This window comes from Legionella gratiana (genome assembly GCF_001467695.1).
Taxonomy (GTDB): Bacteria; Pseudomonadota; Gammaproteobacteria; order Legionellales; family Legionellaceae; genus Legionella; species Legionella gratiana.
The window spans coordinates 71,328-94,833 of record NZ_LNYE01000003.1 but is presented as its reverse complement, the minus strand read 5'-3'; the positions used below and the strand labels follow the sequence as shown (position 1 = coordinate 94,833).

The following is a 23,506-nucleotide window of genomic DNA, read 5'->3' as shown; positions in this document are numbered from 1 at the left end:
ACGAAAAATGAAAAAGGGGTATGTAGCAAATTTGTAACACCTTTTTCAAATTCTTCTGTAAAACTAGTTACAAAACGTTACATGAAGCCCACTAATTCTGTTTGCAGCATCTCGCAAATGCTCCCCAGAAAGATGGGCATAACGTAACACCATTTCAAAACTAGACCATCCTCCTAATTGTTGCAACTCTTGGAGTGATGTTCCGTTTTGAACATGCCAACTGGCCCACGTGTGACGCAAGTCGTGCCAACGAAAATTTTCTATCCCTGCACGATCTAACGCCTTTCTCCAAGCTTTAGTATTACATTGTCGAATTTGTTTGTCTTGATAAGTAAACACATAATCCGTATGTAAACCTCGACGTCTTTTAAGAATAGCTAATGCATGAGCATTCAACGGAACCGGGATTGCTTTATTAGCCTTCGCTTGATCAGGGTGAATCCAAGCATGTCTCTTAATGAGATCTACATCATTCCACCTTAATCCAGTAACATTCGAAGCACGCAAACCAGTAGATAAGCTAAAGTCAGCCATATCTTTTAAATGTGCAGGCAATTCATTGAGTAAACGATTAGCTTCCTCTATAGTTAACCATCGAATGCGTTGTTTCTCAAAATGTCGCATACGCACTACTGGAACCTTATCAAGCTACTCCCATTCCATCTGAGCTTTACGTAATATAGCCCGCACTACTTCAAGCATACGATTAATCGTGGTTGGCGTTACTCCTGTATCCTCCTTCTTGATGGCCACTTCCTCAAGTATATCGCGAGTAATTTCATGCAGCTGAAATCCTCTAAGATAAGGATCTAGCCAACGTAAATGCATGATATCGTCCTTCAAACTCCTTTTGTGCTCATTTTCTTTTAACCATCTAACAACAGCATCCTGCCAAGAATAAATACATTTACTTTCTAATTTTACCTGAGACCACAATTCATCATCGTGCTCATCTCGTTTGACGGCCATGCTGTTTGGAGGAAACACCGCCTCCATTATTTTATCGTTCTTCACCACAATGCGATTGTAATTACTTTGGCTTAAGGTCAAGGCAATATCACTGTTGTTTTTAACAGGAATACTGCTGGAGGCTTGAGCCATCATGGAAGCTAATACCAAAGCGATACCTAAAGAGTTATGCATCTTTGTTCTCCTTCATCAGCGAAAAGTTAAGGATGGACAAGCGACTGTTTCGATAGTGAAATTGCAATCGATAGGTTTTACGTTCTTCAGTTAACGCTTGCAGTCCCACATAGCGTTTCAAGGTGCCCGATACAATTGCGGTAAGTTTATTGGGGTCTGTTTTAATTTGCGTGATGTTGAAGGTCGATGACATGTTCTTGGCTTTAATTACTGTGGCTTCACGGGTCAAACGCCTTAGCATCTCGGGATAATTTTGATGGTTCACAAAGGAAAGCAAACGTTTGTGATTTCCATCTACCGTTTCAGGACTAACGTTCAAACGTTCATTAGGCCTAGCGCTCCGGAACTTGCGCCCTGATGCAAAATCTAAAATCTCATATCGGAAAATCCCCAATTACATCGTTATACTTATCTTGTGCATCAGCTAGGCTTAACTTGGAGTATATTTCAAGAGAATCTCTTTTAGCATGGCCTGAGTAAGGTTGAATAAAAGCGTCATCAATGTTTTGCTTCTTAAGCCAAGTAAACAAAAAATGTCTTAACTTGTGGGGGGATATGGATCGCTCAATGCCTGCAAGTCTGGTATATCGCATTAGTATTTTTCTAATTCCACGATCGGTATAATGCCGTCTAAATCCTGATTCAAATAAAAATATCCTGTTTTCATTTTTATATTGTTTTAAATGAAGCGCTAATGTTTCTTTAAATGCTGGTGAAAAAGGTACAACCCTATCCTTTTTTCCCTTACCCTGATTTATTTTTATTCGGCAATTGGTTAAATCAATGTCGCATAACTGTATATTAATTAATTCGCTGACTCTTATCCCTGTATAAAGCAAAACTTTAACAATCAGCATCGGTATAATGTCGTGAGATTCCCAAACAGTTTTATAAAAGAGTCTAATTTCATCCTCAGTGGGAACGTAAGGTAAGCGTTTGGGTGTCGTTGTTACTTCGATATTAAGATTTTCTCTTACGAACCGGAATACGTCTCGAAGATAATCATAATTAGGATTTTGTGTCTTCAGCAGACTTGAAACCTTCTGAGCCATTTTTTTAGCCGATATTTGTTCCATTATGCAGCTGCCTTATAATGAAGATGAGGAAGGCGTGTTGATAAATCCAATGGAAATAAACCATACGGGTTAACATGTTCGTAAATAAGGGGGGTTAATGCTCGTTTATCCTCCTTTGTCAGTATATCTTTTAAACCATGTTCTTTTATAATTTGCTGAATCATTAACGTATTGATATAAACCATTGATAATTGCAAAAGATGTAGGGACATTACAGATAATGTTTTAGCCTTTTCATGGTTAGATGAAATTTCCCCAGCGCGGCCATAAAAAATAAACTTGCTAACGCCATTCCAAAGCTCAACAACATTTAATCCTTCCTGAATTTCCTGTCGGATGGATTCGTGCATTAAATAATTACAAATGAAAATAGTTTTTAATACCTTACCTAATTGAGATAATGCCATATAAGTTGGATGTTTTAAGTTGTTTTGGTTAAAACGTCGGAGGATAGATTCTGGATCAGCATGGCCTGCCTTCATTGCGGCAGTATATTTAACTATTTGACTATATTGGTCTTTAATTAACTGCCAATTAATGGTGTCAGTCAAAACTGGCTGTAAATTTTTATATTGTTGATAATCACCAAGTTCACATTGTGCTAATCTTTGTTTATTCAAATTGGCAAGCCGTGGCATCAAGGAAAATCCTAAAAGATACGAGAAGGCAAAACCAACTTCGCTTTGGCCATGAGTATCTACATAATTTTTTTGAACGGACATTTCTGTGCAGTGTCTTAAAACACCTTCAATCATGGCTGAAACTTCAGAGCTTGACACACTTTTTAGTTGTGAGTGAATACAACAGGCATTTTTTTCAACATGCCAGTAAATCATCACGCCTCTTCCTCCATAGCGATTATGGTATTCTGAAATCAGATTTTGAAAGTAGGCTGAAAACTGCGTGGAATCACTGGCAACAGCTATTGGCATGCCGCCCCATATCTCTTCTAGCCTTATTTTAAATAATGCATTTGCTATTTTACTCTGTGCATTTTTTAAATTATCAGGGGATAAAAAATAGTTTTTAATATGTCGAAGCTGGTAGTCACTGACATGCGGATTTCCAGCGCACATATGTTTTAATCCAACATTTGTGCCCATCCCATAGATAGAAAGTAAGATCCTTTCTGAAATTTCATTTGGTTTTAAATAGGTTTTCTGGCCATAAGAAATAAAATCATGGGTAAACCGATTTTCCAAATCAACTTCTTTAAACATATCAATTAGATTGGTTCCTTCCCATTTTTCTTGTAAATGCTTTTTTATAATTCCAATGTTTTTTGATTCGGCTTGAGGTGTAAGAGGTGTGACAATAATACGACCACCATTCTGAGGACTTATTCGAACATTTGAGTTTTTCGGAATGTTATCATTCAAAGCCGTTAGTGCGCCTATTAATTTTTGCTTTAATTGAGCAATAAAAACATCTCCATCAAGAGGTAAAGAGAGATCATCAAAATATTCTTCTTTATTCTCTTCAAAGTTATTAGGCAAATCCTCATCTGGGTTTCGATGTTTGAAAGATCCATCAATCCATATTTCACGGCATCTAATACGATCCGCAAGTTTTTTTAGAACATAAACTTCATAACAAATTCGTTTAATTTTTCCGGTATGGGCATCAACAATGCGTTTTTGCCATTTATCTGGCAAGCAATCCATCGGGACATCTTCATTATCTGGGAAATAAACTTTGTTGCTATCAAAATATTTTTTGATTAGTGCCAATGCATTGAGTATTGGTTGATGCTCTGAGTTATTAGAACGAAAAACAACGTTTTCTAATAAAGGTTGAATCATACGTCGATAATAACTTGCATACGAGCTTCTAATTTGTTGATGAAGTAGGCTCTGGTACTTAGGCCCTTTTTTCTTATACTCATCAATAATATTTCTTAATTTATCCTGGCCAACAATAGGAAAAATTTTATCTCGTATGGTTCCATCTGGCTGTTTTAGGCACGCTTCGGCTATATTAAAAAGGATAGTGTCTTTACCATAGACTTTTTTTACATCATTAATAAGCTTTTTAACAACACGTTTTTCTGATTTATGGATCACATTTCGGATAATACGATTGAACACATCAATTATTTTATCAGTAAGCTGTTCTTTTCTGATGTGGCTATGTATGCGCAAATGAGCGCATCGGTTATTATCGGTCATTTGTTTTAAGTCACTAGGATTTAAACGTGTAAATGCGTCTGAATAGTGAAGTATCCTTTTTCTTGGAATTAATCTGATGGTGGCTAGATCAAAATTAAACCGATTCAAAATAGATAGTTGTTCCATTAAAACCAACATTGAATCAAGCGATGGATTATTGATCTCTTTATTTATCCAGCCTAAATAAGATAAGCCATCTTTGTAAGGTAATAATAAACCATTCAACTGAGCCTCATCTTCTGGCGACAAGGAGTTCTTTAGTGTTTCAAACAGTTCATTCTCAAAAGCATTCGTGGCATCAAGAATGATTCGTGCCATGGTTTTTTCTTTAAATGACTCAATGCCTCTTTCTTTTAAATAGTGTATAGCGAGGGCTTCTATTTCCTCTTCAGTTATGTGATTAGTTGGCAGAATCTTGTTCTTGATCCACCCTTCAAGCTCTTTATAATGCGCTTTTTTAGAGAATGATGTTTTAAAATATTTTCTAATTAATGAAATATAATTACCATAGGTTCTTAATGATATTTTGCTAATTATGGGGGGAACATTGAGTAAGTGGGCAAGCTTATTGGTAATATGTCCTGGTATTTTGGTTAAGTCATCTAAAAATTTATGACTTTCTTGGTAACATTTAAATAATAAAGCAAATGCTAATTGTTTTGTTGGTTTCCTTGTTTTTATAAAATTTATTTCATCTTGGGTTAGGTCAACAGCATCCATCGTTATCATCATATTTTACTCATTAAGTCAGTTCCTAGAATAGCCAGAGTCGGAACTCAAACGGCTATTTCTTATTAAAATTTTCGTTGTAATCTATCTAAATCGAGTGGTAATATCAACCACAAAATTAAAGTAGGAACTAAAGTTAAGAGGATTTATCGATGTATCATGAAAAAATATTTTCATATGGAACATTGCAGTTTGAAAATGTACAAATCGCAAATTTTGGTCGTAAGCTTGATGGCTGTAAAGATGTTTTATCCAAATTTGAGCTATCAACTTTAGAAATCAAAGATCCTGATGTTGTTGCAACAAGTGGTGAAAAAATACACCCAATTATCACTTATACCGGGAATCCTGAGCATCAAATAATAGGAACGGTTTTTGAAATAAGCTTCGAAGAGTTAATACAAGCTGATTCATATGAAGTTTCAGATTATAAACGCATCAAAGTTCAACTGGATTCTGGTGTATTTGCATGGGCTTATGTAAATGCTGAAATAAGTACAGACAAAGTTCAAAAAACTGCTGTCTCCTTAGGATGATTAATAATGAATTTATTTGTAGTATATATTGGTGGCAGCCATCCTAATTCTCTAATCGAACTCCATGATATCCGCTTTATAGCGGCTAACACTATTGAAGAGACCTATGATGCTCTTAGAAAAAGCTGGTGGGGCTTACCAAAAAGCTTACATATAGATGCATGGGGCATTTTAAATTATGCGGATGGACATAGCATTCAAATTTCACAGGAGCAACCACAGGCTCATAGTAATAAATTATTTTTCGTAAATTTAGGTGGTTATGATCAAAGGCAATTTACTGAATTACATAAAAATATTTTTGTAGTTGCTACTGATGAATTTGAAGCAAAACAAAAAGCGCTAATGCAAATTTCTGATTGGGAATCACCACATCGTGATTATTTGTATGAGGTAGATAATTTACTTGATCTTAATTTGTTACTTAAAAATGAAGGTTACTATTTACATTTAAATGGACAGGCCGAGTCTAAAGCGTTTGAATTTACATGTAGTTATAATCCAATTGGTAGAATTTAAGCCATTAGCGCTAGGCCCATTAGGGCGGAAACATATTAATTTCTTAGGACACTTTTCATTTATGTTGCCTAAAGTTGTGGCAGAAGGTCAATTGAGACCATTAAATGTTGCTGAAAAGATCGAGCTTGCTTAATGATCTTTGCTTAGAGTACCTTTTCGTTCCAATGATTGTCACGCCCCATGTTAGAGCTATTTACTAGCAACGACTTGATAGTTAATATTCTAATTTTTCATACCTATTTAAGTACTCATTAACTTATGATCTTTACAATCAAAGTTATAGTATTTTAACTGGAGATGAAGATATGTACTCACGTCAATTTGAAAATGAAGCTAAAATAAAAGAAAAATTAAGCACCTTAGGTGTCCAAGGTCTTTCTGAGGTCAAAATAGATGAAGATGTTGATCAAGTCGTTTTAACATTTGAATGCGGTGCAACAAGAAGGGATAATACTGAGCAAATTAGTGAAATAATTAAACATCTTGCTCGCTCACCTAATCAACAAAATTTAAGAGTTGAGCCCGACAAATATAACGTAAATAGTTTAATCTTATCTAATTTCACTAAAAGCTCCATCAACCAATTAACAGTAATTCAACCTAATGATGTTAAAAAAATTAGCGCTAAACCTATAGCTTTAGATACAGGAACTACCTATGTCAATGCTCGAAATCATAAATCAAAAACCTATAAAGATATAAGCTTTCAATTCAATCGACGTAATACAAATTCACAAGAGGAACTAGATATTACTGTTTTTGCTGATCCGCAAAAAAAAGACACCTATGTGCTCCCTGAAAACGCTAAGCAAAATAAACAATTTTATATTTTCCGTCTGCTATTGCCAAAATATGGACAATTGAAAAACACATTAGCTGCCATAATTCCTTCAAATAATATTAATTACCCTACAGAGGAAAAGATTGAACAAGAAAATTCAAACAGCTTACACTCATTATACCAAGGGTTAAAATCAAAATCAGATGTGGCGTATGATTTAGGTATAGTCGCTAATCCAAGTATTTTAAAAATAAGGCAAACAGGAATAGATGGACAGAGAGAATATAACGACCCTCAACTAAGTTATGAAAAACGAAAAATAACCATTACTGGTCGCGATAATATTACAAAGGCTATTCAACAGTTACACAGCGATGGTCTAATATCCTTAAATGATGTCTCTAATATTTTAAATTCAAACAGCTCGAACAATAAGTCTACAACGAATGAGCATCTACTAACTAAAGAACAACTAAGCCAGCTAAAAAAATTACAAGATAATTTAAAAAAAGAAATTGATTCAATGATACCTTATCCCAATAAAGATTTAAAACGAGCTAAATATAATGCGCTACAAGACTTAGAAGATGCTGTTAAGGATCCTCAGGAGCAGCGTAATTTGAAGGAAATAATTGAATCCATAAAAGAAACATATCTTAGTCCTACGGATGATACTAAAAGTTATGACATTACATCAGGTAAGATAAGCTCACGAGTAAGAGATCTTTTCGATGATTTTTGTTCGAATCAAGAAGAAAAGCGGAATTCATTTCATCGTAAGCTATAATAAGGGTTGCCCTTGGGAGTGCGCTTTAGATAACGCTTGCTGAGGGGGTAGTGTTTAAATAACTGTGTCATCTCTTAAAAATTGTTATATTTTACGCAATTAGAAGAGATGACCATGAATAAGAAAAAAATAGATTTATCCAATTTTGATTTTAACGATTTTAAAGCAGATGCCTTATCTCAATTAAAATCAGGCCAATCCCTAACAGGTAAAGATGGCATATTAACTCCGTTAATAAAAGAACTCCTTGAAGCTGCTTTAGAAGGTGAAATGGACGCTCATATAGAAGAGTGTCATGATTGTGGTTTTGGTAACCGTCGTAATGGTAAAACCTCCAAAACAATGAAATCTACGTCGGGTATTTTTGACTTAGATACCCCCAGAGACAGGGATGGAAGTTTTGAGCCTGAAATTGTCAAAAAACGTCAAACAGTACTCAATGAATCTCTAGATAATAAAGTACTTGTCTTATATGCCCTAGGGATGAGCTATGAAGCCATTAGCGAACATTTAGCTGAGATGTATGGGCTGAAAGTTTCATCAGCTAAAATCAGTCTTATTACCGATAAACACACTGCCTATGATTACTGAGTGGCGCAACCGGTCTTTGAATCTGTCTATCCGATAGCCTTTTTAGAGGCCATGCATTTTAAAGTGCGTGTCGAGGGCAAGGTCACCAGTAAAGCATTTTATACTGTTCTTGCCGTGACTCCTGAGGGTAAAAAAGACATTCTAGGGCTTTATTTATCTGAAAATGAAGGTGCTCGCTTTTGGCTTGGGGTATTAAATGACCTTAAGGCACGCGGGGTTGAAGATATTCTCATCGCAAGTATTGATGGGCTCAAGGGATTCCCTGAAGCAATTGCCGAAGTCTTCCCTAAAACAGAGGTGCAACTTTGCGTTGTTCATCAAATTCGAAACTCTTTAAAGTACGTTGTTAGCAAAGACCAGAAAGCATTTATGGATGATTTAAAGCTTGTGTATAAAGCCTCTAGCAAAGACCTGGCTGAACATCATTTGCTGGAGCTGGAAGAGAAATGGGGCAAAAAATACCCGGCTGTATTGAAGTCCTGGAATAATAACTGGGATGCTCTATCTCAATACTTCAAATACCCTGAAGAGCTCAGACGCATCATTTATACCACCAATATTGTTGAAGGGTTCCATCGGCAAATCCGAAAATACACTAAAAACAAAGGCGCTTTCACCAGTGAAAACGCTCTTATTAAGCTTATTTATTGTGCTTGCCAAAAAGTATTGGAAAAATGGAATCAGCCAATGCACAATTGGGCGCTTATCATTTCCCAGCTACATATTTATTTCGAAGATAGATTAAATCTGGGGCTTAGATAATCATTGAGGTGACACAGTTAGATGAACACTCTCGCCGTTAAAGAGTTTTATATGAAGCATCGCTATCAAAGCTAGCGATGTTCCTCACTTCTAATTCCTGATTGCACATTTTTCGACTAACGTAATTTGCGAACAGACTTAGCGCAGATTTTAGTTCCATGGAACATCGATAAATTAACGCTATTCCAAATGGAAAATCAATCTATGTCTTTAATTCTTTTCTTAATCATACTGCGAAAAGACTCTTTTTTTATACTTTATTTAAGAACGTAAATAAATAAGGAGAAGTATTATGAAGATTGTAGTTGTCGGAAACCAAAGTGCGGGTAAAAGCACTATCCTCAATAAATTATTTTCTAATGTTCGAGAGGACTACGAACATACAGCATTTGACTCATTTTCAACTTCAATGACTGTAGATGGTAATCATTTTGAAGTGACGTTGGCAGAGGCTCAAAATCCACAAGAAGCGTATGATAGATTACGTTATCTTTCATATGAGGATGCAGATGCTTTCTTATTAGTCCTATCTGTAGACGATGAAAATCCTACATCGACTGTTAGCTATTGGTCGAAAGAATTAAAAGAACATAGGCCTAATATTCCGATTATCCTCGTTGGGAATAAAATAGATTTAAGAAGCGATGACTCCTTAAAAGATTCTCTATTAACTCCAGAAGCAGGTCAAGATTTAGCTCAAAAATTTGGTTGTCAATATATCGAAATATCAGCCAAAGATAAGGTAAATATCGAAAAACCCTTTGAAAAAGCTATTTCTGCAGTGGCAAACGAAGCTAAAAAGAACAAAAACAAGACCGATATTATACAAGAAATAGATAAATACAAAACAAAGCGAGAGAGTTTAGATACTTATACTTCCAAATTTGGTCTTTTCAAATTTTTATACGGTACAATCATTACTCCATTTAAAAAGGAACAAAAACTCGCTGCTGCTGAAGCGCTTAAAAAAGTTATTTCTGGAGAGGCGAATCCTGAAACACTCAAGGAGCATATAGGCGCCCTAAGTGAACGCAACAGTAATCTAAAAAGAGTATTTGATTCAGCACTCATAAAATTCCCTGAATTGAAAAACGAAATTTCGGAAAATAGTTCTAATATTAGCATGAGAATAAAATAGAATTGGAATTAAAGAGCGTCAGTTTTTACCAATCTTTCACGCCTCTTGTATATAGGCGTCTAAGCTTCGATGAATTATAGCTCTTTTTTAAAAAGATTGGACAATAAATTCCAAGACATATTTCTGGTGTTATTTACACTTTGCAACAACAGAAGATTTCGCTCAATAAACCGGCTTCCTCGCTCTGATTGAGCTCCAAAAGTGAATTTTTTAGAGATAACCAGGGGGACCTTAGTTGGTGTTCAGGGTTATGGAAGAACATGTGGTAGTTTCAAAGAAGCTCCATGAGCTATCTACACGGTTGCTTTATGGTTTTATCGAAAGGCTTCAAGTAAATGACGAAGCAATTTTCGTTTTAAATAATGCAGTCTAGGTTATCAAATACAATGGTTTTCAAAGAAGTCTTATCCACTTCAGTCAATGACTCATGAAGAATAACTCGCACCCTATTTCGCTCAGTGTTTAAAGCAGTTCTAACAATTAGTTGCAATGCCGAATATGCTGGCCGCATGATTTTCTTTTCTTGCATAAATGCCAGTAATTCGATAACTATAAATTGTGGACTAACATCCCTGCTTAGGATTTGTCCAGCCTTATCGATTAGCATCGGCTCAAATTCTTTTGGCCAATCACTCGCAATTTTGGCCAAACTCTTATTTGAGGCTATCCCGCCCTGGCTGTAAGCTTTCGTGTCTGAAAAATGCGCTCGCGTATCTCCTGCGCATCCAAGTCGCACTCCCCTTACAATTTGGGGAATGCGTAACATCAAGATAGGCTTCATCTAAAGACAAGGGCTCAATTAAATGGGTGTAATCCGTAAATATTTCGCGGATGTATTGGCTTTCTTGTTCAAGTCGTTGCTAGTAAATAGCTCTAACATTGCCTCAAAATATGTATTAAAATTGAGCCGTGGTGATTTTCATGAAGATGTTCTCCTGGTATGAAATTATTTGTGCATTAAGAATTATTGTTGATCTATTTAATTTTATTTGAGATGAGTTGGTCTCTGGGAGTAAACAACCCATAAGAAAATTAATGTCTTGCTAAGAGCTCTATTTCGGACTAAAAAATGTCTCAGATTGATCATTGTATAGGCAATGGTTTTCATAGCATAGTGATAAAGACTGTGATGTTCAAACCGAAGAAGTAGGCGTTTGAACTTGTCCTCCCAAGCAAAAACGCGTTCAATCGTACGAAACCGCTCTTTAAAAATCGCTTTATTGAATAAATGACTTTTAGAATTCATTAACATACCATTCAAGGGTGAATTCTTAGCTGCTGAGATAACAAGAGACTGATTTGTATTTAATAAGGTTCCAATGTAATGAACCATCCCACCTAATCGATTTGGTTTATTTCCGCTGACAGGGCATAGAGAAAAATTGAGAGTGGAATTTAAACTGAATTAAAAATAAACAGGAAACGGTCCTTTTCGTCAGGATCCCGGCCGAACCTCTTATTACTCTGATTTTCATTATAGAGGTCCGGCTCCGTTCCTGGTAAAAAAGTTTAACCAACCACCAAAATCAATAAACAATCATTTAAATTTTAAAGTTTAAACGACTGTAAATAAAAAAACTGTTCTGTTTGCGTTACTATTGGCTGCGTGAAGCCATAATCAGTCATAATTTTTACTAAGTCATCAATTTTTCCGGCCCATTTTTTACTCGGCTCAGCAATGATTATAAAGCCCATATTTCTTAAAATGCGGTAAGCTTCTTTAACATAGCTATCTGAATTCGATCCCATCAATGCAAGAGATAATACAGCTACATCAACTTGATTATTAGCTAAGGGCAATGCTGAAATATCACATGCAACTACTGAATCATCAATTGCAATATGGTCAAAAGATAAAACCTTATTTGGTATTTTTTGTTTTAATAAATTTTCACCGCACCCTAAATCAGCAACAATAAATTCAGGCCGTGTAATTCTCTTGGCAATTTCAATGTATGGAATCTCTAACCAAGTTTTTCGATTTTCGCGATATAAAGAATGGTAGTAAAACCAATCTTCTGGATTTTTTTGTAATTCTTGATGAGTTTTTTTTGAATGCTTAATACTCCAGGATTTATTAAATTCTGAAAAATCCCCTAGTTTACAATTTTGATACTCTAATTGTTTCGGTGTTAGAGGAATGGTTAGTTTCTCTCTTTCAAATGTAATAACTTCATTTAACCTTATTCGATCAATCCATTCTTTAAGTTCCTTTTGCGCATCTTTGACCATTTTAGTTTCAGAGGGTAAAAGCGAACGGGGAATATGTCCGTCCATTACAAGATCAGCTAAAGTTGCTTTATAGCGAATTATATTATATCTCTTCTTATCCCAACTCCACTGCCCCCTATCAAGTTCAATGGTTACTTGAGGAATGTATATATGGGTTTTACCGCATATCCAGCCCAAACTGGCAATGAGCAGACTTAACCTTGAGATTTAAATCGATATACAAGTAGTCCTTCATGGCCTTGATAAGTCATCTTAATTGGAATAACTGGTTCGTTTACAAATTTTTGAATTACATTTTTCCAAAATGCACTTGCAATTTCATTGTTGTCCCACACTCTTACTTGCCAAGTTCCTTCATGTTGCTTCCACAAATGATGTGCTACAAATTGTCCAATATTTTTTTGACGGAATTTTTTCATAATGAAGAACTCTGCTATATCCCAAATACTAGGTTCTTCATCTATAGGCGAACCTTTTTGAATTAACACAAATCCGGCTAATTTCTTATTGACCCAAATTAAATAGGGATATTTATTTGGTTCTTGCCAGTAAAGCGGTAAGTCTTCATAACCAAAATACCCATTCTCGTTAATATCAAAGTCTGCCAGGTCTGTCATTTCATAAGTATACAATTCAAACAATTGAGCAATAATAGGAGACTGTTCTTTGTTAGCTTTTATAATCTCAATTAATTTCGACATAATTATGTAACCTTATTCTACAATTTTTGTAATAAGTTTATTTAAAGCTTCCAAATTATTGGTATCTGATATAGCCTCCGTAAATAGAGATAAGATTTCTGGATCATGTGTTGATAAATACTTAAATGCTTTTTTTGGCCCTTGATAACGCAATTCTCTAAAAACAAAATAATCTTCAAGGATCGTATAGATTGCCCAGATATGGCGATATTGTCCTTCTAAATCTCTGATAGATGCTCTTGCCAACATTTTTTTATACCAGACTTTACGTACTACAATTTCCTCTGGAGTAATGGATTCAGGCAGGTTTATGACAGCAGACAGTCTTTTTAATAGCCTTGTACCAAAATTTTCTTTTTCTATAATAACGATTCCATCGGACATGCATAAATGTTCATCGAAAATCGTATCAAAAGCACTTTCAGGATAGACAAAAAGGTCATGATAGACGCCATGTTTTTCGTCAAGGCGTGCAATGCGTTTTTTTTCACCCGTTTTCATAATTCCTGCAACATCATAATCGCTGCTTGCTGTAAAATCGCCACGGGCACGTGAACCATATAGTATAATAGTGTGACAGTGGTATTGAGATATTAGCTCTTCAACAATTGCTTTAAGTACAGAATCATTGGTTATGGTATATTCTTTCATATCGATACCTTTCTAAGCCAAGCTTTAAGTGACAGATATTTCCCATAACCAAGATGCGTTGAAATAATTTTTTGTATCGGTACTCCCAGATGATAAAGATGTAGAATTTTATCTTTATCTTTATCATACATAGATGCCTGAATTACGCCTTTAGGTTTGCCAAGTTTTATACCTTTGGCTGCACGTGCCTTTAATCCCTCTTTGGTTCTTTTCGAAATAAAATCTCTTTCCAATTCAGCCAGCATAGAAAAGATGGTGATTAGCACTTTATTAGCTACATTGCATTTGGCAGCAGGATTCAAATCTAGATTTTGCTTGATAAGAATCAGTCGCGCTTGTTTATCCTGGATAATTGTTTCTATGGTATTGAGTGTTTCCTTAATTGATCGCCCAAGGCGTGATAGTTCAGAAGAAATTACAATATCGTCTGGTGACAATTTATTTAACAACTCATCAATTCGGCGATGTGCGGTAGACTTTCGTGAAGACATTTCAAGCTCTATCCACTCATCGACCATTAGTTTTTGATCAATGCAATATCTGCTGATGCTATTTTTCTGGCTATCAACGCTTTGATCTTGGGTACTCACCCGAACATATCCATAAATCATGCAAATTTCATCCAATTTCTATCATTTTTGTATTAAGGTTATTTTTATACATAACGCCATAGATTTTATTATCATTTATAATGCACCAATATGCTATATTTTCCCGCTCAACAAAACGAGCGTTAAAAGAATTAAATTTGATGTCCTGGATGTACCTTAATGGCAAAGCTTGAAATACTGACCCCAGCAGAACAAACTATTTTCAATGCTCCACCAAATTTTTCCCAAGATGAACAAAATAAATATTTTTGTTTACCACCAGAGTTAGCAGTCTGGCTGAAAAGCGTGGATAGCGTCACCAATAAAGCTGGATTTATTTTATTGTTTGGGTATTGCCTGGCAGGAGCGCGATTCTACCAGCCAAGACAATTTTATGAATCTGATCTCAAGGTCATATGCCACCAATACGGCTTTGACAGCAATGAGGTGCAATTAACAAAATATCATCAGCGAACATTTAATTACCATAAACAGATAATTCGGGAATATCTAGCGATAAAACCCTTTGATGAAGAGGCAAAAACATTGTTCAGGGAGAGCATCCATGATCGCGTTGCCCGTCGTTACCCACCAAAACAGATTTTACAGGATGTATTCGATCTTCTGAAAGCTAGGCATATTGAGATCCCTCGTTACAATCGATTTGCTCTAAGCATCACAGAGACAACCAGTGATTATGATAAACATCTGGTTCATTTGATTGAGGATCAATTATCCGATGGTCACAAAATCAGTATGGATGCTCTTCTAAAAATAGATGATGCGGATTCTTCAACCATTGCCAGGCTTAAAACCATCAGTCACTCAAAAAAGCCAAAGGAGATTAAGAAAAGTATCGAGGATTTTCAACTAATCCAAAGTATTTATAACAGTGTTAGTCCCTTGCTCGATAGACTAAATCTGCACAATGATACCGTCAAGCATTAGGCAACCTGGGTTCGCAAGGCCAGTCTGTTTCAGATTAATCAGCTTCAGCCTGATAAACGCTATCTCCATATCATTTGTTTTCTGGTTCATCAATATCAGTTAAGACAGGATATTTTTGCAGATATTTTACTTAACTGTGTGAAGGCAACAGAAAACGCCTCTACAAAAAATGAAAAGGAACAGATCTTTAAACAAAAAGACCAGCAAAAGGAAACCCTGCAATTATTATCAGATGCAAGAATATCCTATAAGGCTCAACTGAAAAAAATTGAAAAGCTGGCAACATCACCTGTTTTAAGCGATTCGGAGAAGGTTCAACAAATCAGGCAATTGCTGGAGGACTATCACCAGCACCTGGAAATCTATCCACCGGAACCAAAACTGGATGAATATACAAAACAGGCACTTGATGAAATGAATGCACAGAACTATTACCAGATACTGGAGGATTTGTCCCTTAAATTACAGAACAGAGTGGCTGATATTTTGCGCAATATTGCATTTGATATCCCGGAAAATCAGGATATTCCTGCCATTTTAGTAGCCATCAAACACTATCAGGCCAAAACAGGTAATGTGGGGAAAGAGGCGCCAATCAGCTTTTTATCTGAAAATGAGCAGGTTGCACTTTATTCCAGTGAAGGTAAATTTAGGATCTCCCTTTATAAAGTGTTGCTTTATTTTTATACGGCCGATGCTTTAAAAGTGGGTGTTATCAGTCTGAAGCCAGCCTATCGCTATCTGTCACTGGAAAATTATTTACACCCCAAAGAACATTGGCAGGCTAACAGGAACAGGTTACTGGAAGAAGCAGGGTTACTCGATTTTGCAGACATTGATCAATTAATGGAAACCCTTCAAAAAAAACTCCACAGGGCATACCATAAAACTAATCGCCGTATCAAGGCAGACAAAAATCCTCACATCAAATTTGATTCAAAGAGACGAATGGTTCTGACAACACCTAAAGTCGAAAAAATAAATACGCAGTCGGTATCTTCTCTGTTTGCTGATCAGAAATATACATCGATACTAAAAATATTGAGTGATATTCAGCGGTTAACTGGTTACCTTGATTGCTTTCGCCATCACAGCGTTAAAGACAAGAAGATCTTGCCCAAAACATCCATATTTTATGCATCGATTTTAGGAATTGGATGCAACATTGGCATCAGCAAGATGGCCAATGTCTCCAAAGGGATTACGGAAGATGCCCTGGAAAACTTTGTAAACTGGCACATGAGTCTTGATAATATTAACGCAGCCAATCAATGCATTCTTGGTCTGCTCGGCAAGCTATCATTAGCCAGCATCTACCAAAGAAATCCTGGTGAATTACATACATCCAGCGATGGACGAAAAGTCAGCGTAGTTGTTGAGTCATTGAACGCCAATAAATCATTCAAATACTTTGGAAGCGGCTCAGGATCTTCACTTTACAGCTTCATTGATGAGCTAAACCGGCTGTTTTATACTACGTCCATCAGTAGCTCTGAACGAGAAGCAGCCTATGTCGCCGATGGGTTATTACATAATCTTTCGATCAAAAGCACAATCCATTCCACTGATACACATGGTTATTCTGAAGCAATTTTTGGGATATTGAACATGCTGGGGATTTATTTTGCACCCAGAATTAAAGGTCTGAAGAAAGCCACTTTATACAGTTTTAACTCTAGAAGCACCTATGAAACCAAAGGATATAAGATACTCCCGCATCGCTATATCGACACTGATTTAATTAAAACACATTGGGATGATATTTTGCGTTTGATGGTTACGATTAAACTTAAAGCCACAACGGCATCACAACTGTTCAAGCGTCTCAGTTCATATTCTAAACAACATCCATTGTACTGCGCCATAAAGGAATATAGACGAATTATTAAAAGTCTGTTTATTCTTCGATATATTGATGATGTGGAATTACGACAGGCTATTGAAAAACAGTTAAATCGTATTGAACTATCAAATAAATTCTCAAAAGCCATTCTGTTTGGTAACAACCAGAAAATTCAATACAGCAGTAAGGAGGAACAAGAAATGGTTGTTGGTTGCCAGCGCTTAATCCAGAATGCAATTTTATTATGGAATGAGCTATATCTTTCGCAAAAAATGTCCTTGTTAGAAGATGAAGAAAGCAGGAAGGCACTATTAACTATTATTCGCAATGGGTCGACTTTAATCTGGCATTACGTCAATTTGCATGGGGAATATGACTTTACTCAGGATATTGAAGAACAGGATATGTTGTTCGATATGGATAAAATATTAGCGACTTAAAGTCGCTTAGCTATCTCATTGCCAGTTTGGGCTGGATATGCGGTAAAACCCAACTTGTCAAAAAAGACCATGAAGTAAGTTATCTGGTCAAGCTTGTCGATAAAAAAAATATTAATATAACGGTAGTAAGTAACGATAAATTATTTTTATCTCTATGTGAACAATATTTCGCAGGAAACACGGGTATAATCGCTACCGATAAAAAATCATTTAAGCAATTAAACATTCCCAAAATAGATAAAGATACATACAACTCTTGTCTTAGTATGATGAAAGATGGACTTCCCCGCGGTTATAAAAAAGACCTACGAAGTTTTGAGCAATTAAAGCATATTGGAGTTGATTCAAATGAGTATAATTCCATAAGTTCCCTTGGAAAGGATAAATAAATGGAAAGAGTTTTAAATAAGCTCTTTCGTACAGATCTAGTGTGTACGTAATAACTTGTGGGTGAATTCACATTGGTCTGATTAATATGAAAATATCTTTGGAACGCTGTAATCCTACTTGATATTCACCTACTTTTACTAGGACCTGAGTGTATAGAAATGTTAATTAGCACCCAACTTTAGCCGAAAGACCTCGCCTTTCAATTCAATCGTATCTCCTGCAACCATCTTTTTTCTTTTCTGTTTTTCTATTATGCCGTTTACCAATACAGAGCCCGCAGCTATCATATCCTTAGCTTCTGCTCCACTCGAGGCGATACCTTCAAATTTAAGAATTTTAAAGAGTTCAACAGGTTCTTTATTAATGAAAACATCCTTCATATTATTTATTACTCCAGTAATTATGAGTTGTCGCAATTTTTATCTTTTAAGGAAGCAATATAAAGGGTTTCAATTTCCTTTCTTGCCCATGGTGTTTTGCGCAGGAATTTAAGGCTTGATTTGATACTGGGGTTGGAAGAAAAGCAGTTAACTTTGACTCTTTCCGCCAGGCCTTCCCAGCCATAACAAATCAACAAACTATTTAAGATAGCCTCTAGGGTAATGCCGTGCAGTGGATCATTAGAAGTTCTGTCCATCAACTATACCTTTTTTTGTTACACATTGGGGTGTTTAGTCGAGACCTCGCTAAACTCTTTATCATAATAATATAATATGACCAAATTGCTCAGAGATTTATTTATAGAATTACAGTTTTGAGTCTGAGATTACGATTAATAAGACTTTTTAGATGTTATTTGCTGATGTAGCCTCTCCCCTCCTCCTATCTTTTGGTTTCACGATGATCAGACCTAATTTAATATTATAACATGCGCTTCTTCTCCGCATTAATGCTTGGTGATAAATCCAGCTCAAATTCGGCTTAATCCTATTTCAATAGATTAGCCACGCGCTGCGTGGCTCATTTGCAAGTAAAATCGTTTAATATCATTTAGTGTACCAACACTAAACTGGTTTTCCATATTTTTTAGTTGAAAGCGCTTTTGGAGAAACTTTGAATTGTGCCGACACTGTCGGCACTTCTTCATAGAAATGGTTAAATTATCAACTAGCTAATGCAGCTAATACATGTTCAGGATCTTTATTTATTGCGCGAAGAAGAGCTTTTGCGGGACCTGTTGGCTCTCTCCTCCCCTGCTCCCAATTTCTTAACGTTCCAATATTTACATCAATTAAATGACAAAATTTTTCTTGGGTTAGGCCTGTTTTTTTTCTAATTTCTTTTACATGAACAGCATCTACTACGAACTCGCGTGAAGGCACGCGCTCACCATCAATAATTTCGTTCATCTGAGTCATACTTTCGTATAATCGTTCAAATAATTTTTTATCCATGATTACCACCGTTCATTTAATTGCCGTAACATTTTCTTTTGATCTGTAGTTAGATCATCTTGAATACCTTTCTTATAAATAAGTAAGAGTCTTATTTGTGAAGCAGGAGTTACATAATAATAAATAATTCTAACACCGCCTCGCTTCCCCTTACCTTGAGATGACCACCGAACTTTTCGTAGTCCGCCAGTTTGCTGGATTACATCTCCCGCCAAAGGATTATCAGCAAGATACTCTTGAAACTCAGCATACTCGTCATCAGATAATAATTCTTTCACGTCTTCTGTAAAAATTGGAGTTTCAATAAAAATCATTACTATTCTTATTTTTCTTTGATGAATAAAGTATATATCTTAAATAAAAGTAAGTCAATGGCGTAGTTTCGTTAAATATATAAAACGGGCAGTTTATTTACTTCACTACTCTTTTTTAGCAAATTGATGAAAACTAGATGATAAATAGGGTGAATGATTCTAAATTGTAATTATTCCTCATAAAGACTTAATGGGTGAATTTCAATTTCACCATTATAATTGATAAAGTTTTGTTTTAGCTCATCAAAAAATTTTTCACGAGCCTCTGTGATTGCTGAATGATAAATCAGTGGATATATACTACCTCCTTCGTAAAAATCCGCTTTAAATTTTCCATATTCTTCGATGCTTTTTTCTCGTTGCTTATAATATGTTAGCAACTGTTTTATATGTACTTTTTCACCTTTTTCTCTTATGTAAGTCGAGATCTTATATATTAATCCTCTTATTTCTTTATCAATTTCTTCCGCTTTTACAAATGCAAATTGATTCATTTCAGTTTGAGTGGTGGGGGCATTGGGATAAAGTATTTTGTTTATTATATGATTGGTTCCTTCATACAATAATTCAGTGTGTTTCAGATACGCAATTATTTGATCTTCTTTCAGGATTAAATCTGAATTTTCGTGAACTATTATATTGCGATGATTATTCAACTCTTGAAGACTTGATATAAGTGAATCCCAAGATATTTTTTGCTCATTATGATTGTTCAGATAATTAGACATCTCGTTTTTAAAAGTATTTTTTGCCTAAGAGCTTGTCCATTACACTTATTATGGAATCTATTCTTTGAACTGAGACCAGCTGTGAAATAATACTGCCTACTGTAATAATTTTGTTGGATAAGTAGTTAATAAAGTCCATATCAATAGGAATATCTTTAAGATGATCTATTAAAGCATTTGCGTATGCGGCATCATTGTCCACAAATTCACGGACAACATCTTTAAAATAGCACTCGATAAATGTAACAAGCTTAATAGGGATATACAGCAGTAACGAAGGATTAATTTGTTTTAATGAGGGAATAATATTTATTAACGACTTTACTTCGAAGAGGTTATTATTTTGTCTTTTAATTTTTTCAAAAATTAATAGATTTGAAATTTTTATTCTTTTTAGAGTCCATTCTATTCTCCATGCAAGACGATATGAAATATATTAATAACCCGACAAGCTGTAGAAAAACAGCTAAATAAGATAGAGTTATCTAATAAATTTTGAAAGCCATTTTATTCGGCAATCACCAAGAAATTCAATACTGTGGGAAAAAGGAACAAGAGATGGTTGTTGGTTGCCAACGGTTGAGCCAAAATGCGATTGTATTGTGGAATGAATTAAGTTCTGTCACAAAATTGGCAACAACGGAGGATGAAGAGAAAAGGAAGGCTATTTAAACAATCTCCGTAATGGTTCAACACTAATTTGGCATTATGTAAGTCTACATGGGGAATATGACTTCACTGAAGATATTGATCAATTGGAAATATTGTTCGGCATAGATAAAATATTATCACTCAAGGTGGCTTAGTGGGTTCATTGCTAGTTTGGACTGTATATGCGGGAAAACCCGTTAAAGGCATTAAAGAGCTAAAACAGGAAGGTAATTTGTCACCAGGCCCGGCATTTGCAAATAAAATATCGTAATAATCGGCTGGAAGCAGATCGTGGTAAACTTAAACGATTAATTAATCGCGTTCGAGGTTTTTACTCCATAAAAACTACCTATGCCACCATCAAAGGGTTGAAATCATGCATATGTTTAAGAAAGGCCAATTTGATATCTGGATTTGTGAAAATCCCAATGAAGTCTCCTTTTATCAATGAGCAATTGGCTTATACAGGTAACTTGTGTCTAAAATTTATTAGTTTGAACTTTTGAAATTATTTGCAACACGGCCATATGCATCATTAGCAAAATCTGGTATCTTTGTTTTTTATAGTAAGAAATGCAGGATGCAACCTTGCAAACTTCTTTGCTTCATTTTCTATGACACTAACTTATCGTTATTTATAACAAAAAAATATGATAAACGGCATTTTTTGTATTACTTCGATATCGCCGAGTAAGTCTATCGTTTTGAAACAGGCAAATCACCTCCCTGCTACGCTTGTAATAATCACTCTTTTAAAAACGTTATGATAAGGAAAACAAGTTATATGAATCAAATTAAAACTAAAAGGAATTTGTTTCTTTCCATTCTTATAACAGTAAATACTATCGTTTCTGCAAAACCACCTTTATCAAATAATTTTAAAGCATTCGAAGGGTTTTATCTTGGAGGTAATTTAGGTTATGGCGAAGGAGGAAGTAAAAAAAAATTTATACAAGATAACACTGAAATTGCATTCAATATAAATGACTTAGGTGTTAGAGGTGTAGATGGAGGTGTTGAGACAGGATATATACATCGCATTGGGGGCTGGGCATTTGGGCTATCTCTTGATAAAAGCTGGAGCAATGGCACCGGGTTTCATCAACATCTTGATGGAAGCGAGGCAATTTTTGCTCATTTAAATAACTCGTTTCAGGTTTATGCGCGCAGTGGCTATGTTTTTTTTGAAAAGATTATGCCTTCTTTAGGATTAGGATGGGATAACTCATCATGGACCTTAAATAGCGTTCATACAAATCCCTTTGGCGTTAGGAACCGAGATAGCATAAAACAGCGCCAAAATGCTTTTCTATGGAAAATGGGTGTAGATATTTTGATCTCACCTTCTCTGGCTTTCGGATTTGAATATATCGGAACCATAGCAAGCGAAAAACAATTTTTTTATCCCAACGAATTATTTAAAGATTCGTGGAAGCCTCAATACAATAAGTATGCTTTTACGGTCAAAGTAATTCCATTTGCAAACGAAAACGTTGAGACTTTTGTCCCGCCTACTTTACTTAAAGGAGAAAAAATTGCATTTCAAGGCGTTTATTTCGGTGGAAATGTAGGTTACGGTAATGATGTTGGCAAAAAGACTAAATTTCTAGAAATGAGTATATCTCGCCAAGGAACTCCAAACTCTAGAGGGATAGATGGGGGAGTTGGCTTAGGGTATATTCATCGTATTCGTTCTTATGCTATAGGGGTTGCTTTTGATACAAATTGGTCTAATGCAGAAGCAAATAGAATTAATCCTATAGATAATAAATCACAAACAGTAAAACTTAAGAACTCATTCCAACTCTATAGCCGAGCCGGTTATGTTTTCTACGAAAAAGTAATGCCTTTTGCTGGATTAGGCTGGGACAACTCCGCTTGGAATCTGGCTCTTAAGGATGCACAGCATAAAGAAGTACAAAAAAGACGTCACAATGCTCTTTTATGGAAAATAGGCACGGATTTTATAGTTACAAAAAATACTATTTTAGGTTTTGAGTATATGGGAACGGCTTCCCAAAGGAAAATGCACAGTTACAAAACGCCGTTTATAAATCAAGATACAAATTCTTTGACACAGATAACTCATGAATGGAATCCGCAATATAATAAAATTGCCATCACTTTTAAAGTGATATGTTAACTAGTCGGCCCTGAAAATATTGTCTAACAACAGCACTCCTGTAGGCTCCAATGTAATGAGCCATCAGGCGCGCATAAAAGAGCTTGAATAATACCCCAAAATATCTGACAATTTACCTATCAGTTTCTAGCAATTTGTCAGATCAATTTTAAAGTTTTACAATCAACATCAATTTTTCGCAAGTTGCCGCTCGCTGGTGACACGAACCATAAATTGTCGCCGCCTTGGTTGAGCAATCTTTCTATCTATTT

22 protein-coding genes and 4 pseudogenes are annotated in these 23,506 nt (G+C 35.5%); 10 read left to right on the top strand and 16 right to left on the bottom strand.

Going from position 1 to position 23,506, the window contains the following annotated elements:
* Positions 1–63 precede the first annotated feature (63 nt).
* The 4 genes and pseudogenes from Lgra_RS17925 to Lgra_RS01270 all read right to left on the bottom strand — a co-directional run bounded on the left by Lgra_RS17925 (position 64) and on the right by Lgra_RS01270 (position 5,119).
* Positions 64–1,101 (bottom strand): annotated as a pseudogene (locus Lgra_RS17925) (tyrosine-type recombinase/integrase).
* Positions 1,102–1,135: 34 nt separating this feature from the next.
* Complete coding sequence (locus Lgra_RS01280) at positions 1,136–1,462, bottom strand: type IV conjugative transfer system protein TraE (RefSeq protein ID WP_238584321.1); 327 nt, start codon at positions 1,460–1,462, stop codon at positions 1,136–1,138.
* A gap of 55 nt (positions 1,463–1,517) precedes the next feature.
* Positions 1,518–2,219 carry a tyrosine-type recombinase/integrase gene (locus tag Lgra_RS01275; RefSeq protein ID WP_058497482.1) on the bottom strand — a complete coding sequence of 234 codons (702 nt, stop codon included), beginning with the start codon at positions 2,217–2,219 and terminating at the stop codon, positions 1,518–1,520.
* Entirely contained in the window at positions 2,219–5,119 is a 2,901-nt protein-coding gene (locus Lgra_RS01270) for a Tn3 family transposase (protein WP_058497481.1), read from the bottom strand. The genes Lgra_RS01275 and Lgra_RS01270 overlap by 1 nt, the downstream gene beginning before the upstream one ends.
* Before the next feature lie 149 nt (positions 5,120–5,268).
* On the opposite strand from Lgra_RS01270, the gene Lgra_RS01265 reads away from it, so the two are divergent.
* The 5 genes and pseudogenes from Lgra_RS01265 (at position 5,269) to Lgra_RS01245 (ending at position 10,230) form a co-directional block, all read left to right on the top strand.
* Positions 5,269–5,652, top strand: a complete 384-nt coding sequence (locus tag Lgra_RS01265) for a gamma-glutamylcyclotransferase family protein (RefSeq protein ID WP_058497480.1) — start codon at positions 5,269–5,271, stop codon at positions 5,650–5,652.
* A 6-nt stretch (positions 5,653–5,658) separates the two neighbouring features.
* The gene (locus Lgra_RS01260) at positions 5,659–6,171 is read left to right on the top strand and encodes a DUF1543 domain-containing protein (protein ID WP_058497479.1); all 513 of its coding nucleotides are present in this window, start codon (positions 5,659–5,661) and stop codon (positions 6,169–6,171) included.
* A gap of 305 nt (positions 6,172–6,476) precedes the next feature.
* Positions 6,477–7,739 (top strand): hypothetical protein, encoded by a 1,263-nt coding sequence (locus tag Lgra_RS01255; protein WP_058497478.1) that lies wholly within the window; start codon positions 6,477–6,479, stop codon positions 7,737–7,739.
* Positions 7,740–7,847: 108 nt separating this feature from the next.
* A pseudogene (locus tag Lgra_RS01250) lies at positions 7,848–9,092 on the top strand (IS256 family transposase).
* Between the two features lie 292 nt (positions 9,093–9,384).
* Positions 9,385–10,230, top strand: a complete 846-nt coding sequence (locus Lgra_RS01245; RefSeq protein ID WP_058497477.1) for a GTP-binding protein — start codon at positions 9,385–9,387, stop codon at positions 10,228–10,230.
* Between the two features lie 355 nt (positions 10,231–10,585).
* Here Lgra_RS01245 and Lgra_RS17960 read toward each other — a convergent pair whose 3' ends face one another.
* From Lgra_RS17960 to Lgra_RS01215, 7 genes and pseudogenes are all read right to left on the bottom strand, one after another.
* Positions 10,586–10,837 carry a DUF4158 domain-containing protein gene (locus Lgra_RS17960; protein WP_165482877.1) on the bottom strand — a complete coding sequence of 84 codons (252 nt, stop codon included), beginning with the start codon at positions 10,835–10,837 and terminating at the stop codon, positions 10,586–10,588.
* Positions 10,829–11,081, bottom strand: a pseudogene (locus Lgra_RS17340) (Y-family DNA polymerase); the annotation flags it as partial. The pseudogene Lgra_RS17340 and the gene Lgra_RS17960, both read right to left, overlap by 9 nt.
* A 134-nt stretch (positions 11,082–11,215) precedes the next feature.
* Complete coding sequence (locus tag Lgra_RS18095) at positions 11,216–11,563, bottom strand: hypothetical protein (RefSeq protein WP_115385419.1); 348 nt, start codon at positions 11,561–11,563, stop codon at positions 11,216–11,218.
* Positions 11,564–11,778: 215 nt separating this feature from the next.
* Positions 11,779–12,507: a methyltransferase domain-containing protein gene (locus Lgra_RS01230; RefSeq protein WP_131743543.1), complete on the bottom strand. Its 729-nt coding sequence runs from the start codon at positions 12,505–12,507 to the stop codon at positions 11,779–11,781.
* A gap of 149 nt (positions 12,508–12,656) precedes the next feature.
* Complete coding sequence (locus Lgra_RS01225) at positions 12,657–13,163, bottom strand: GNAT family N-acetyltransferase (RefSeq protein ID WP_058497474.1); 507 nt, start codon at positions 13,161–13,163, stop codon at positions 12,657–12,659.
* Positions 13,164–13,175: 12 nt separating this feature from the next.
* On the bottom strand, positions 13,176–13,814 hold the full coding sequence (locus tag Lgra_RS01220; protein WP_058497473.1) for a nucleotidyltransferase domain-containing protein: 639 nt from the start codon (positions 13,812–13,814) through the stop codon (positions 13,176–13,178).
* Positions 13,811–14,425 (bottom strand): recombinase family protein, encoded by a 615-nt coding sequence (locus Lgra_RS01215; protein WP_058497472.1) that lies wholly within the window; start codon positions 14,423–14,425, stop codon positions 13,811–13,813. Before Lgra_RS01215 ends, Lgra_RS01220 begins: the two co-directional genes overlap by 4 nt.
* A gap of 159 nt (positions 14,426–14,584) precedes the next feature.
* Here Lgra_RS01215 and Lgra_RS01210 point away from each other — a divergent pair, with 159 nt between their 5' ends.
* Positions 14,585–15,352, top strand: a complete 768-nt coding sequence (locus Lgra_RS01210; protein WP_058497471.1) for a DUF4158 domain-containing protein — start codon at positions 14,585–14,587, stop codon at positions 15,350–15,352.
* 12 nt (positions 15,353–15,364) lie between these two features.
* Positions 15,365–17,635 (top strand): annotated as a pseudogene (locus Lgra_RS01205) (Tn3 family transposase); the annotation flags it as partial.
* 551 nt (positions 17,636–18,186) lie between these two features.
* On the opposite strand, the gene Lgra_RS01195 reads toward Lgra_RS01205, so the two are convergent.
* The 5 genes from Lgra_RS01195 to Lgra_RS01175 form a co-directional block, all read right to left on the bottom strand.
* Positions 18,187–18,405 carry an RNA-binding S4 domain-containing protein gene (locus Lgra_RS01195; RefSeq protein WP_058497468.1) on the bottom strand — a complete coding sequence of 73 codons (219 nt, stop codon included), beginning with the start codon at positions 18,403–18,405 and terminating at the stop codon, positions 18,187–18,189.
* 20 nt (positions 18,406–18,425) lie between these two features.
* Positions 18,426–18,662 (bottom strand): VF530 family protein, encoded by a 237-nt coding sequence (locus Lgra_RS01190; protein ID WP_058497467.1) that lies wholly within the window; start codon positions 18,660–18,662, stop codon positions 18,426–18,428.
* 466 nt (positions 18,663–19,128) lie between these two features.
* The gene (locus tag Lgra_RS01185; protein WP_058441751.1) at positions 19,129–19,419 is read right to left on the bottom strand and encodes a helix-turn-helix domain-containing protein; all 291 of its coding nucleotides are present in this window, start codon (positions 19,417–19,419) and stop codon (positions 19,129–19,131) included.
* 2 nt (positions 19,420–19,421) lie between these two features.
* The gene (locus tag Lgra_RS01180) at positions 19,422–19,733 is read right to left on the bottom strand and encodes a hypothetical protein (protein ID WP_058497466.1); all 312 of its coding nucleotides are present in this window, start codon (positions 19,731–19,733) and stop codon (positions 19,422–19,424) included.
* Positions 19,734–19,903: 170 nt separating this feature from the next.
* On the bottom strand, positions 19,904–20,461 hold the full coding sequence (locus Lgra_RS01175; RefSeq protein ID WP_058497465.1) for a lysozyme inhibitor LprI family protein: 558 nt from the start codon (positions 20,459–20,461) through the stop codon (positions 19,904–19,906).
* Positions 20,462–20,956: 495 nt separating this feature from the next.
* On the opposite strand from Lgra_RS01175, the gene Lgra_RS18435 reads away from it, so the two are divergent.
* The 3 genes from Lgra_RS18435 to Lgra_RS01165 all read left to right on the top strand — a co-directional run bounded on the left by Lgra_RS18435 (position 20,957) and on the right by Lgra_RS01165 (position 23,255).
* Complete coding sequence (locus Lgra_RS18435; protein ID WP_162264310.1) at positions 20,957–21,133, top strand: Tn3 family transposase; 177 nt, start codon at positions 20,957–20,959, stop codon at positions 21,131–21,133.
* Positions 21,134–21,363: 230 nt separating this feature from the next.
* Positions 21,364–21,618, top strand: a complete 255-nt coding sequence (locus tag Lgra_RS01170) for a DDE-type integrase/transposase/recombinase (RefSeq protein WP_058497464.1) — start codon at positions 21,364–21,366, stop codon at positions 21,616–21,618.
* A 278-nt stretch (positions 21,619–21,896) separates the two neighbouring features.
* Entirely contained in the window at positions 21,897–23,255 is a 1,359-nt protein-coding gene (locus tag Lgra_RS01165) for an outer membrane protein (protein ID WP_058497463.1), read from the top strand.
* Positions 23,256–23,506: the final 251 nt, after the last annotated feature.